This window comes from Burkholderia sp. MR1-5-21 (genome assembly GCF_053427715.1).
The window spans coordinates 142,355-155,412 of record NZ_JBSAXD010000011.1 but is presented as its reverse complement, the minus strand read 5'-3'; the positions used below and the strand labels follow the sequence as shown (position 1 = coordinate 155,412).

11 protein-coding genes are annotated in these 13,058 nt (G+C 67.7%); 5 read left to right on the top strand and 6 right to left on the bottom strand.

From position 1 onward, the window contains the following. Nucleotides 1-29: 29 nt before the first annotated feature. The 4 genes from pdxR to ACV229_RS17240 form a co-directional block, all read right to left on the bottom strand. Nucleotides 30-1,535, bottom strand: a complete 1,506-nt coding sequence (gene pdxR / locus ACV229_RS17255; protein ID WP_448084315.1) for a MocR-like pyridoxine biosynthesis transcription factor PdxR — start codon at nt 1,533-1,535, stop codon at nt 30-32. Between the two features lie 220 nt (nt 1,536-1,755). Next, nucleotides 1,756-2,889, bottom strand: coding sequence for a branched-chain amino acid ABC transporter substrate-binding protein (locus ACV229_RS17250; RefSeq protein ID WP_448084314.1), 1,134 nt, complete (start codon nt 2,887-2,889; stop codon nt 1,756-1,758). 43 nt (nt 2,890-2,932) lie between these two features. After that, nucleotides 2,933-4,009 carry an ornithine cyclodeaminase gene (locus tag ACV229_RS17245; RefSeq protein ID WP_448084313.1) on the bottom strand — a complete coding sequence of 359 codons (1,077 nt, stop codon included), beginning with the start codon at nt 4,007-4,009 and terminating at the stop codon, nt 2,933-2,935. Between the two features lie 63 nt (nt 4,010-4,072). Then, on the bottom strand, nt 4,073-5,110 hold the full coding sequence (locus tag ACV229_RS17240; protein WP_448084312.1) for a histone deacetylase family protein: 1,038 nt from the start codon (nt 5,108-5,110) through the stop codon (nt 4,073-4,075). A 116-nt stretch (nt 5,111-5,226) separates the two neighbouring features. Here ACV229_RS17240 and ACV229_RS17235 point away from each other — a divergent pair, with 116 nt between their 5' ends. From ACV229_RS17235 to dbpA, 4 genes are all read left to right on the top strand, one after another. After that, the gene (locus tag ACV229_RS17235; RefSeq protein WP_448084311.1) at nt 5,227-5,715 is read left to right on the top strand and encodes an Lrp/AsnC family transcriptional regulator; all 489 of its coding nucleotides are present in this window, start codon (nt 5,227-5,229) and stop codon (nt 5,713-5,715) included. A gap of 472 nt (nt 5,716-6,187) precedes the next feature. Further along, on the top strand, nt 6,188-7,831 hold the full coding sequence (mqo, locus tag ACV229_RS17230) for a malate dehydrogenase (quinone) (protein WP_448084310.1): 1,644 nt from the start codon (nt 6,188-6,190) through the stop codon (nt 7,829-7,831). Between the two features lie 496 nt (nt 7,832-8,327). Continuing rightward, nucleotides 8,328-8,525, top strand: coding sequence for a hypothetical protein (locus tag ACV229_RS17225; RefSeq protein WP_448084309.1), 198 nt, complete (start codon nt 8,328-8,330; stop codon nt 8,523-8,525). 1 nt (nt 8,526) lies between these two features. Next, nucleotides 8,527-9,921, top strand: coding sequence for an ATP-dependent RNA helicase DbpA (dbpA, locus tag ACV229_RS17220; RefSeq protein ID WP_448084308.1), 1,395 nt, complete (start codon nt 8,527-8,529; stop codon nt 9,919-9,921). A 99-nt stretch (nt 9,922-10,020) separates the two neighbouring features. Here the strand turns inward: dbpA and ACV229_RS17215 are convergent, their stop codons facing one another. Continuing rightward, complete coding sequence (locus ACV229_RS17215) at nt 10,021-10,905, bottom strand: LysR substrate-binding domain-containing protein (RefSeq protein WP_448084307.1); 885 nt, start codon at nt 10,903-10,905, stop codon at nt 10,021-10,023. 120 nt (nt 10,906-11,025) lie between these two features. Between ACV229_RS17215 and ACV229_RS17210 the strand changes: the two genes are divergently transcribed. After that, nucleotides 11,026-11,976, top strand: a complete 951-nt coding sequence (locus tag ACV229_RS17210; RefSeq protein WP_448084306.1) for an amidohydrolase family protein — start codon at nt 11,026-11,028, stop codon at nt 11,974-11,976. 146 nt (nt 11,977-12,122) lie between these two features. Here the strand turns inward: ACV229_RS17210 and ACV229_RS17205 are convergent, their stop codons facing one another. After that, entirely contained in the window at nt 12,123-13,025 is a 903-nt protein-coding gene (locus ACV229_RS17205; RefSeq protein WP_448084305.1) for a SphA family protein, read from the bottom strand. Nucleotides 13,026-13,058 lie beyond the last annotated feature (33 nt).

Genomic DNA, 13,058 nt, shown 5'->3' with positions numbered 1-13,058 from the left:
AGCCCAATGATCGGCCGGCCCGGCACGCGCTACATTGCGGTCTTGCGACCGCCGGCCGCCACCGCCTCGTCGATCGCCGCCCCGATCCGCCGCGCGAGCGCGTCCATCCGTTCCGCCGGCACGCCGCCGTATCCGAGCACGAGACCGTTGTAGCCCTGCTCCGTGCCCGGCATGCAGAACGTCGACAGCGGCCGCAGGATCAACCCGCGCGCCTGCGCGACGCGGCTGAGCCCGGTATCCGCAACCGGCACGTCGAGCCGCGCGGACAGGTGCATGCCGCCTGCGCCGCCGGAGACGGTCAGCTGCGCGCGCAGGTGCCGCTCGAGCGCATCCTGCAACGCCGCGCGCCGCTCCGCATAGAGCCTGCGCATGCGCCGCAGGTGCCGCGTGAAATGCCCGGCTTCGATGAAATCCGCGAGCGCCCGCTGCTCGACCGCGCGCCCGTGCAGCATCAGCGCGCCGGCCGTGTCGCGCAGCGGCTGCGCGAGCGCGGGCGGCACGACCATGAAGCCGATCCGCAGCGCCGGAAACATCACCTTGCTGAACGTGCCGAGGTAGATCACCGGCGCGTCGTCGGCAAGGCCCTGCACCGCCGCGAGCGGCGTGCCGTGGTGGCGGAATTCGCTGTCGTAGTCGTCCTCGACGATCCACGCGCCGGCCGCGCGCGCGTGCGCGACCAGCGCGAGCCGCCGCTCGAGGCTCATCACCGCGCCGAGCGGATACTGGTGCGACGGCGTGATGTAGATCAGCTTCGGCGGACGATCGCGCCAGTCGTCCGCGCGCGGCGCGAGGCCGTCCGCGTCGACGCCGATCGGCACGACGCGCAAGTCGGCGGCCAGGAACGCGTTGCGTGCGCCGTGGTAGCCGGGGTTCTCGATCCACGCGCTGTCGCCGGCGTCGGCCAGTGTGCGCGCGCACAGGTCGAGCCCGTTCTGCGTGCCGTCGGTGACGATCACCTGCTCCGCGTCGCAGCGCACGCCGCGCGACACGCGCAGGTAGCCGGCGATCGCGTCGCGCAGCGCCGCGTCTCCTTCGGCTGACTGGTAACCAAGCTGCGCAGGCCCGGCGGTTCGCCACGCGCGCTCGATGCAGCGCCGCCACTGCGCTAGCGGAAACGCGTCGACCGCAGGCGCGCCCGGCATGAAAGGCATCGACTCGTCGACGTCGCGGGTGGCGGGCTCGACGTGCGCGACGCGGCGTGACAATCGCGCGACGTCACCGGCCGCGGCAGCAGTCGAAACCGGCGCGGCAGGCACGTGACGCAGCCCCACGCGCGCGACCACCGTGCCCTGCCGCGTGCCGATCACGAAACCTTCGGCGGCCAGCCGTTCATACGCGTAAAGCACCGAATTGCGCGCGATGCCCAGTTCGTCGGCGAGCGTACGCGTCGGCAGCAGCCGTGCGCCTTCGGCGATCCGGCCAGCAAGGATCGCGTCGCGCAGGCATGCGTACAGCCGGTGCTGCTGCGACATTCGCGCGGACGCATCGCGCCCGGCCTCGCGCTCGAACGTCGACAGCAAGACGCCGTAGTCCATCGTGGCTCCAGGTTGGTGTTGACTCATGGGTCTACACATGGTGCCACGATTTTTCTATCGCAGGCGTCTGCGCCGTGCCCGGCCGCGCCCGCAACGGCATTCCATCGCACGCGTTCAAATGAAGAAGCGTGGCGGGGGGCGTGATCATCCGCCCTCCACCGAACGGCTGCGCGGCGCGACACGCCTGCGTCGCGCCGCGCGTGCCATCCGGCATGCGGGATCACATCTGCACGATATCGAGCAGCGCCTTCTTCCCGCCCTTGTACGTGAACACCGAAATCGCGCCGTGCTTCAGGTCGCCCTGCGGCGTGAAGCTCGTTTCGCCGATCACGCCGCGATAGTCGGTGGCCGGCATCGCGGCCAGCACCTTCGCCGGGTCCGTCGAGTTCGCGCGCTTCATCGCGTCGACGATGATGTAGACGGCGTCGTACGAGAACGGCGCATACACCTGCAGCGGCTGGTGGTAGCGCGCCTCGTAGCGTTTCGCGAACGCCGCGCCGCCCGGCATCTTCTCGAGCGCGATGCCTGCTTCGGAGCACACGACGTTGTCGGACGCCGCGCCCGCGAGCTTCGGCAGGTCGGTCGAGCACACGCCGTCGCCGCCGAGGATCTTCGCGCGCAGGCCGAGCTGCCGCGCCTGCTTCGCGAGCGGCCCGCCTGTCGCGTCCATGCCGCCGTACATGATCGCGTCCGGATTCTCGCCCTTGATCTTCGTGAGGATCGCGCGGAAATCGATCGCCTTGTCGTTCGTCGCGTCACGCGACACGACTTTCACGCCGGCCGCTTTCGCCGCCTTCTCGAACTCGGTCGCGAGGCCTTGGCCGTAGGCGGTCGCATCGTCGATCACGGCGACCGTCTTGATCCCCATGTTCTTCGCGGCATAGGCGGCGAGCGCCGGCCCCTGCTGCGCGTCGGTCGCGACGACCCGGTACGTCGTCTTGAAACCCTGCTGCGTGTACATCGGGTTGGTCGCCGCCTGCGAGATCTGCACGATGCCCCCGTCACGGTAGACGCGGGACGCCGGGATCGACGTGCCGGAGTTGTGATGGCCGACGACGCCCACCACCTTGTCGTCGACGAGCCGCTGCGCGACCTGCGTCGCGGTGCGCGGATCGCCGGCGTCGTCCTGCGGATCGAGCTGCAGCGTCACCTTCTTGCCGCCGATCACGAGGCCCTTCGCGTTGATCTCCTCGACGGCCAGCCGCGCGCCGTTCTCGCTGTCCTTGCCGAGGTGCGCGATCGCGCCGGTCAGCGGCGCGACGTGGCCGATACGCACGATTTCGTCCGCGTGCGCGGACAGCGCGCAGGTCATCGCGACGGCTGCGGCCAGTGCTGTCTTGTGAAGTCGGGTCATGCCTGTCTCCTGGTGGGTCATGTCGTTCGTGTGGTGCAACGCGTCAATGCCGGAGTGCCGCGAGCATCGCGCGGCCTGCGGCGTCAGGCGCCGCGCTCGCCTCGCTGCCCGTCGCGACGCCGAACAGGTTCTTCGGATCGCGCGGCGTCGGGATCAGGTCGAGTTCGATGCCGATGTCGCGCTCGCGCGCCGCCGCGTTCAGATAGCGCAGCGCCGAAAAATCCTCGAGCGCGAAGCCGACCGAGTCGAACACCGTCACCTGCGCATCGGATTCGCGGCCGCACCGCGCGCCCGACACGATCTGCGCGAACTCCACCACCGGAAAATCCGCCGGCATCTGCTGGAGGTCGCCTTCGATGCGCGTCTGCGGCTCGAACTCCACGACGACACGCGCGCGCCGCAGCACGTCCGCATGCAGCTCGGTCTTGCCGGGGCAATCGCCGCCCACTGCATTGACGTGCATTCCGTCCTCGATCATGTCGGGCGTCAGGATCGTCGCGTTCGTCTTGTCGGCGGTGACGGTCGTCACGATGTCCGCGCCGCGCACCGCGTCGGCCGCCGACGCGCAGCGGATCACGCGCAGGCCCGTGAACGGTGCGAGGTTGCGCACGAGCTTGTCGGTCGCGGCCGGATCGATGTCGAACACGCGCAGCGCGTCGATGCCGAGCATCTCGTGAAACGCGACCGCCTGGAACTCGCTCTGCGCGCCGTTGCCGATCAGCGCCATCGAACGCGCGTCGCTGCGCGCGAGAAAGCGTGCGACCAGCGCGGACGTCGCGGCCGTGCGGATCGCCGTCGTCAGCGTCATTTCGCTCAGCAGCAGCGGATAGCCGGTGTCGACGTCGGCGAGCACGCCGAACGCCATCACCGTCAGCAGGTCGGCCTTCGTGTTCTTCGGATGCCCGTTCACGTACTTGAACGCATACAGCCGGGCGTCGGACGTCGGCATCAGCTCGATCACGCCGTCGGTCGAATGGCTGGCGACGCGCGCGGTCTTCTCGAACGTCTCCCAGCGGCGGTAGTCCTGCTCGATGTATGAAGCCATCGTTGTCAGGATCTGCGTGATCCCGACTTCGTCGACGAGCTTCGACACGCTCGTCACATCCAGATATCGCGTCATGCTTGTTGCTCCATCGGTTGCGGCGGCTGAGGAGCCGCCGTTGAAACGGTCAATGCGGCACTGTCACGCCCGGCCTTCGAAGCCCAGCAGCACGTTCACCGCATTGATGCCGATCTCGTCGACCATGTAGCCGCCTTCCATCACGAACAGCGTCGGCACATTCAGGCGCGCGAGCGCCTCGCCGATCCGCAGGTAGTCCTGCGAGCGCAGGCGGAAGTGGCTGATCGGGTCGTGCTCGAACGTGTCGACGCCGAGCGACACGACGAGCACGTCGGGCGCATGGGCGGCGATCGCCGCCGCGGCGCGGCCGAGCGCTTCGTCATACGTGTTCCAGAGCGTGCCCTTCGGCAGCGGCAGGTTCAGGTTGTAGCCTTCTCCCGCACCCGTGCCGCGCTCGTCCGCGTAGCCGGAGAAGTACGGGTACGACACCGACGGCTCGCCGTGAATCGACACGAACAGCACGTCCGAGCGGTCGTAGAAGATGTCCTGCGTGCCGTTGCCGTGGTGGAAGTCGACGTCGAGCACGGCCACGCGTGCCGCGCCGCGCGTGATCGCGTGCTGGGCCGCGATCGCCGCGTTGTTCAGGTAGCAGTAGCCACCCATGTATTCGCGGCCCGCATGGTGGCCGGGCGGACGACACAGCGCGAACGCCGCGCGCGTGCCGCCGTTGGACAGCAGGTCGGCGCCCGTCAGCGCCGAATTTGCGCTCGCGCTCACTGCGTCCCACGTGCCGGCGTTGATCGGCGCACCCGCATCCATCGCGTAGAAGCCGAGCTTGCCGTCGATGAACGCGGGCGGCGTCGCGGCGGACGGCATCGCACGCACCGGCCACACGAGCGGCAGCGCCTGGCAGGTGCGGCCGGTCGCGCACCATTCGTCCCAGGCACCCGCGAGGAAATCGACGTAGCGCCGGCTGTGCGCGCCCGCATAGCACGCGCGGTCGAACGGCTGCGGCGCGATCACGTCGCCGAGGCCCGTGGCCCTGACTTGCGCGAGCACCGTTTCGGCGCGCTGCGGGTTTTCGAACGAATCGGTGATGGCGCCGTCCTTCAGTTCGACGCCGCGATGCAGGCGATGATCGCTGCTGTAGATCGTGAGCATGGTTGACCGTTGCAATGAGGGTGAGCAACAGTTTATTGGCGAGCAACCGCAATAGCTTTGCTTTCCGCGCGCGGGTTACGTACACTTTTGTACAAACTGTCTACAGGACGTCGGAAATGAGCAAAAATCGCCCGGCAATTGACATGGATGGCGTCGACCGCGCGATGCTGCGCCTGCTGCAGGAAGACGGCGCGCTGTCGAACGCGACGCTCGGCGAGAAGCTGTCGCTGAGCGTGACGCCGTGCTGGCGGCGCCGCAAGCGCCTCGAGGACGAGGGCGTGATCACCGGCTATCAGGCGAACCTCGACCGGCGCGCGCTCGGCATGAACGTGTTCGCGTTCGTGCTCGTCACGTTCAACATGCATTCGGACAAGGCGTGCGACCAGTTCGAAACGGTGATCCGGCGCCACGACGAAGTGCTGTCGTGCCACAAGATCACCGGCGCCGCCGATTACATGCTGCAGGTCGTCTCGGCCGATCTCGACGCGTATGCGGAGTTCATCGAACGCGTGCTCAGGAAGCAGGCCGGCATCTCGTCGATCCAGTCGAGCCTCGCGCTGCGCGAGGTGAAGTTCTCGTCGCGCTTGCCGGTGCCGGATGAGTGAGCGGCATCGGCCGAGCGCATTCCGGAAACCCGGAAACCCGAAAAACCCCACAAAAACAACGGAAAAATTCGCGCGCAACACGACGATTGAATTCGGTTATATTACGCGCCCCTTGCCACCCGCCCCCCGATGAACGCGTCGCGCACCGCATGCCTGTGCGCCGCCGCCAGCCTCGTCCGCACACGCTTGCCGCAAGGGCCCGCGCGCGTTTTGCGCGGCCTGAAAGGCACATCGCGGACGAGGACGTGAAACCGATCGGAAGGTGTCCTTCGGATCGGTTTCGCATCGGGTCGAGCGCGTTTCGCGATCGCATTTCCGGAATCCCGGAAACGCGATCCGGATTTCCGGATGCCGATCCGGCATCGTCCGGAACGGGCGCGCGCCGGCCGACGAAGCCGTGCGCCAGGCGGCGTGGCAGACCTGATTTGACCAAGCTGAAAAGGTTAGTGCTGTGATAAAAACGTTACGGGTAATGCTGTCGGGGCTCGCGCTGTGCGTGGCCGCGTCGTCCGCGCACGCGGACGACACGAAGAAGGTCGACGTCCTGCTGGTGGGCGGCGGCATCATGAGTTCGACGCTCGGTGTCTGGCTGCACGAACTGCAGCCGGACTGGTCGATGACGATGGTCGAGCGCCTCGACGGCGTCGCGCTGGAAAGCTCGAACGGCTGGAACAACGCCGGCACCGGCCACTCGGCGCTCGCCGAGCTCAACTACACGCCCGAGAAGCCCGACGGCACGGTCAGCATCTCGAAGGCGATCGAGATCAACGAATCGTTCCAGATCTCGCGCCAGTTCTGGGCATGGCAGGTCAAGCAAGGCGTGCTGAAGAACCCGCATTCGTTCATCAACTCGGCGCCGCACATGAGCTTCGTGTGGGGCGACGACAACGTCCGCTTCCTGAAGAAGCGCTATGACGCGCTGCAGGCGAGCCCGCTGTTCCGCGGCATGCAGTATTCGGAAGACTACGACCAGATCAAGCAGTGGGTGCCGCTGATGATGGAGGGCCGCGACCGCAAGCAGAAGGTCGCCGCCACCTGGACGCCGATCGGCACCGACGTGAACTTCGGCGAGATCACCCGCCAGTTCGTCGGCTACCTGCAGCGCCAGCCGGGCTTCACGCTGTCGCTGTCGAGCGAAGTGCGCGGCATCACGCGCAACGCCGACGGCACGTGGCACGTGTCGTGGGTCAAGCTGCACTCGAACGAACCGCCGCAGGCCGTCGACGCGAAGTTCGTGTTCATCGGCGCGGGTGGCGGCGCGCTGCACCTGCTGCAGGCGTCGGGCATTCCCGAGGCGAAGGACTACGGCGCGTTCCCGGTCGGCGGCTCGTTCCTCGTGACCGACAACCCGGAAATCGTCAAGCAGCATCTGGCGAAGGCATACGGCAAGGCGTCGGTCGGCTCGCCGCCGATGTCGGTGCCGCACCTCGACACGCGGATCATCGACGGCAAGAAGATCATCCTGTTCGGACCGTTCGCGACGTTCTCGACCAAGTTCCTGAAGAACGGCTCGTACTTCGACCTGCTGACCAGCACGAACACGCATAACGTGATGCCGATGATGCGCGTGGGCGTCGACGAGTTTCCGCTCGTCGAATACCTCGCCGGCCAGCTGATGCTGACCGACGACGACCGCTTCAACGCGCTGAAGGAATACTTCCCGAACGCGAAGAAGGAAGACTGGCGCCTGTGGCAGGCCGGCCAGCGCGTGCAGATCATCAAGCGCGACCCCGTGAAAGGCGGCGTGCTGAAGCTCGGCACCGAGATCGTCAGCGCGAAGGACGGCAGCATCGCGGGCCTGCTCGGCGCGTCGCCGGGCGCGTCGACGGCCGCGCCGATCATGCTGAGCCTGCTGCAGAAGGTGTTCAAGGACAAGGTCGCGACGCCCGAGTGGCAGCAGAAGATCCACCAGATCGTGCCGAGCTACGGCACGAAGCTGAACGACAGCCCGTTGAAGGTCTATGAAGAGTGGACCTATACGAGCGACGTGCTGCAGCTCTCTGCGCCGCCGAAGATCGACATGACCGCGCCCGCGCAGCCGGGTGCCGCCGCTGCATCGGCCAACGCGGTCAAACCGGCCCAGCCGGCCAAGGCGGCCGCCGACATGGCGCTGTGATGCGCTGAACGCCGCCGTATCGGTCGGAACGGACGAAACGGGTCAAACGGCCGTCCCGACGTGGACCGCCGCGCCCATCGGCGGGCAGTCCGCATCGGGCGGCCGTTTTTCATGGCGCGCCGCGACGCCGCCGTCCCGGATGGAACCGCCCCCAAGTCGGGGGCAGTCCGGGCCGGACGGCCGTTTTTCGTTTTGCCGCGCCGCGAGACCACCGCTAGATCGCTGCAATACCGCAGCAATACCACCCGCAATACCGCCGCAACACGCCCTCAATTCCGCGTCAATACCGCCGGCACAACCGCCGTATCCGCTAGAATTGCGCCACGCGCGATTCTCCGATCGCGCCCCGATCCATCATCCACCCCGACAAACCATCACGCGAACGGCCGCACCGCGCCCCGCCTTTCACGCGGAAGCTGCACGCGACGGCCACGCAACGCCAGCGCCCGCGCCCGATGCGCCGGCGCGCACAATCGAATTCAGCTGGAGAAAGACCGTGTTTACCTGCCGAAACCAGAGCTGCGGCACGCAGTGGGAACAATCCGACGTCGTCATCAAGGACGAAGGCCAGGGGCTGCTGTTCCGCTGCCCGCTGTGCGGCGCGCGCAATTATCTCGAACGCTTCGAAGGCGACGACGGCACGGTCGTCTACGAACAGATGGAAGGCCGGCCCTACCTCGGAGACCTGTCCTGACATGACTCAACCGACCGCCACGCCGTTCAGCGCGCTGCCGCTGACGCCCGCCACGCTCGCGAATCTTGCGCAGCTCGGCTATACCGACATGACGCCGATCCAGGCCGCGAGCCTGCCGATCGCGCTGGCCGGCCAGGACCTGATCGCGCAAGCGAAGACCGGCAGCGGCAAGACCGCCGCCTTCTCGCTCGCGCTGCTTGCGCGCCTCGATGCACGCCGCTTCGACGTGCAGGCGATGGTGCTGTGCCCGACGCGCGAACTGGCCGACCAGGTCGCGCAGGAAGTCCGCCGCCTCGCGCGCGCCGAGGAAAACGTCAAGGTGCTGACGCTGTGCGGCGGCACGCCGATGCGCCCGCAGGCGCAGAGCCTCGAGCACGGTGCGCATATCGTCGTCGGTACGCCAGGCCGCATCATGGACCACCTCGACCGCGGCAATCTGCAGCTCGACGCGCTGAACACGCTCGTGCTCGACGAAGCGGACCGGATGCTCGACATGGGCTTCTTCGACGACATCGCGAAGGTCGCGCGGCAATGCCCGCCGACGCGCCAGACGCTGCTGTTCTCGGCAACCTACCCGGACGGCATCGCGAAGCTGAGCCAGCAGTTCCTGCGCAACCCGAAGGAAGTGAAGCTCGAGGAGCGCCACGACGACAGCAAGATCCGCCAGCGCTTCTACGAAGTGACCGAAGACGAGCGGCTGCACGCGGTCGGCCTGCTGCTGAACCACTATCGTCCGGTCAGCACGATCGCGTTCTGCAACACGAAGCAGCAATGCCGCGACCTGCTCGACGTGCTGCACGCGCAGGGCTTCCACGCGCTCGCGCTGCACGGCGAGCTCGAGCAGCGCGAACGCGACCAGGTGCTGATCCAGTTCGCGAACCGCAGCTGCTCGGTGCTCGTCGCGACCGACGTCGCCGCACGCGGCCTGGACATCGCGCAGCTCGAAGCGGTGATCAACGTCGACGTGACGCCCGACCCCGAAGTGCACGTGCACCGCATCGGCCGCACGGGCCGCGCGGATCAGGAAGGCTGGGCGCTGAGCCTCGCGAGCATGGACGAGATGGGACGCGTCGGCGGCATCGAGCAGGCGCAGAAGCGCGACGTCGAATGGCATCCGCTCGCCGAGCTGAAGGCCGACAGCAACGAACCGCTGCTGCCGCCGATGGAAACGCTGCAGATTCTCGGCGGCCGCAAGGACAAGATCCGTCCCGGCGACGTGCTCGGCGCGCTGACCGGCGACGCGGGCTTCAGCGGCGCGCAGATCGGCAAGATCAACGTGACCGAGTTCTCGACGTATGTCGCGGTCGAGCGCGGCGTCGCGCGCGACGCGCTGCGCAAGCTCAATGCCGGCAAGATCAAGGGCAAGCGCGTGAAGGTGCGGTTGATGGACGAATGACGCCGATGCGCGCCGCGGCGTTACGTGGCGGATGAGTAACGCCGCGGCGCGCGGTGACCTGACGGACCAGCAACACCGAAGCGCGCCGCGACGCGACACTCACGCGGCGCGCTCCCCCAGCATCTCCAGGTACCGCTCGATCGCCCCCCACTCCCCGCCGATTCGGCTGATCGCAACCAGTTCCGATTTCGGGCCGCGCCCCGCCAGCTTCCGGTACACGACGTTCGGTGCCGCGATCCGGCTCAGCGGCGCGGGCGCGAGCGCCAGCCCGAGGCCCGCGGCGGTCAGCGCCAGCACGGACAGCGTGCTGCTCACCTTGTGCGCGATGCGCGGCTCCTTTCCCAGCACCTGGCGCAAGATCGTCAGCTGGCCCAGGTCGTCGCCGTCGGCCGCATAGAGGATGAACGGCTCGTCGGCAAGCACGGCGGCCGACAGCGAACGCCGGTTCGCGAGCGGATGGCGGCTGTTCATCACGACCTCCCACGTCCAGCTCCCGACCGGACGCACTGCGAGCTTCGCATCGAATTCGACGCCGAACGCCGGGCAATAGCCGATGTCGAGACGATCCGCGAGGATCGCTTCCTGCTGCGCGGCCGGGGCCATCTCGCGCAGTTCCAGCGCGACGTTCGGCCACGCGGCATGGAACGCGAGCAGATCGTCGGACAGGCGCCCCGCCGCGACCGCATTGCCGACGAAGCCGATCCGCACGACGCCGGTCTCGCCGCGCGCCGCGCGCTGGACCACGCGCTTCGTCCGCTCCGCCTGCTCGATCGTGCGCCGCGCCTCGACCAGCAGCAGCCTGCCGGCGTCCGTCAGCGCGACCTTGCGCGTGCTGCGCACGAACAGCGCGGTGCCCAGCTCCTCTTCGAGCGCGCGAATCTGCACGCTCAATGCCGGCTGCACGATGTGCAGCCGCTCGGCCGCGCGGCCGAAGTGCCCTTCTTCAGCGACCGCGACGAAGTAGCGCAAATGACGAAGGTCCATACCGATCGATTGATCACCGAAAACAATCAATCTTGAAATTTAATCTATTGGATCGAAAATTCAAGCCCGCGCATGCTGGAGGTCAGACGCAACCTCGCGTCGCTTCACAGGAGTCCGACCATGACCACCCGCCGTCGAATCGATGTCCATCAACATGTCGTGCCCCCGTTCTGGGCCGACGCGCTGCCGTCGCACGGCGGCGATCCGTCCGGCTGGGGCATGCCGGTGTGGCGCCCCGACAATGCGCGCGACTTCATGGATTCGCTGCAGATCCAGACCGGCGTGCTGTCGCTGACGGCGCCGGGCGTGCAGGGCTGGAGCGGCCAGGCGAAGCGCGACATGGCGCGGAAGGTGAATGAATACGCAGCCGGCCTCGTCGAGAAATGGCCGACCCGCTTCGGCCATTTCGCAACGCTTCCGCTGCCGGACGTCGATGGCGCGCTGGCCGAGATCGGCCACGCGTTCGACGTGCTGAACGCGGACGGTGTCGTGCTGCTCAGCAACTACGGCGGCATCTATCTCGGCGATCCGGCCTTCGAACCCGTGTGGGCGGAGCTCGATCGCCGCCACGCGGTGGTCTTCATCCACCCCGCGAAGCCCGCGATCGACGGTTTGCCGGGGATGCCCGGCCCGCTCCTCGACTATCCGTTCGACACGACGCGCGCGGCGCTCCAGATCGTGCTCAACGGCGTGATCACGCGGCACCCGAACGTGCGCATCATCCTGTCGCACGCGGGCGGTTTCCTGCCGTACGCGGCGTACCGCTTCGCGGAAATCGCGCCCGGCGTGCGCGACGACGCTCCGTCCCGTGACGGGCTGCTCGAGCTGATGCGGACGTTCTACTTCGATACCGCGCTGTCGTCGCCGTCCGCGCTGCCGAGCCTCACCGCGTTCGCGAAACCCGGCCATGTGCTGTACGGAAGCGATTTCCCGTATGCCCCTGCGGCCGTCAGCACGTCGTTCACCGCCGCGCAGGATGCCTATGACGCGCTGGGCGCGGACCAGCATGCGTCGATCAACCACGGCAACGCGCTTGCGCTGTTCCCGCGTCTTTCGGAGCAGGCGCGATAACGCATCGCGTCACGAAGCCCGCCGGAACGGCGGGGCGGCCTGACTTCGCCGCTCCGCCGTCGCGCGCCGTCGCTCGCCGTCGCTCACCACCGCTCACCGCCGCATCCCCGTGGCTTCTCGGTGGCGTCCCCATCGACTCGCCGCCGTCAGAACGGTATGACGGCCTTCGCCCACACGGCCTCCCCGGCCGGCCGGTTGCGCACGAAGAACTCCTTCACGACGCGCGCTTCCAGGCTGATCTTGCTGAACTGATAGCGGAACCCGGGCCCGATCGCGAACGTCTGGCCCCTGAACCCGTCGCCCGCGACGGGCTGCCCGTTCTGCATGTCGTCCGTGGTTTGCTTGACGAAGTACCCGGAGATCCCGACGCGCGCCGCCGGCGTGACCGCGTAGCTCGCCGAATAGTCGAAGTGGAACAGGTTCCCCGAGTGATAGCGGGTGTCGTTGTTCGGCGAGTTGAAGCTGTACGTGAACTTCGCGGATACCTCGACCTTGTCGTTCGGCAGCCACGACACACCGAAAACCGGCCGCGCGGTGTAGTAGTTCTTGCCGGTGTTCAGTGCCGCGTGCGAGTCGTACTGGCCCGTCGGAAACACGAACTCGACCGCGGCAACGGTGCGCAGCGCACCCGAGCCCCACGCGATCAGCGCGGGGCTGACAATCAGGTCGCCCAGATTGGTGCGATCGAACGACGCACCGCCCGCGTCGAGCGTCAGATGCTCCATCGGCAGCACCGCATACGCGCCGTAGCGCCCGCCGAGCAGCGACAGGTTCGACATCCACACCACGCGCGGAATGAACACGTCCGCATCGAGCTTGAAGCCCGGCACCGAGCCGTTGCCGTGCGAATCGTTGAACCGCGGCGCATGGTAGTGCGTGTAGTACAGGAGGCCATACAGGCCGGCCGGCGGCAACGCGCCCGCGAAGAACGCCTCGGCGCCCTCGCCGATCGTGTCGCCGCCGCCCTCCGTCGCCCACGCGCCGGTGCTCAACGTAATGCCCGCGCACGCGGCGAGCGAGACCAACCCGAATGCAGCCTTCCGTTTCATCGATGTCTCCAATATTCGTTCTACTGAATGGAT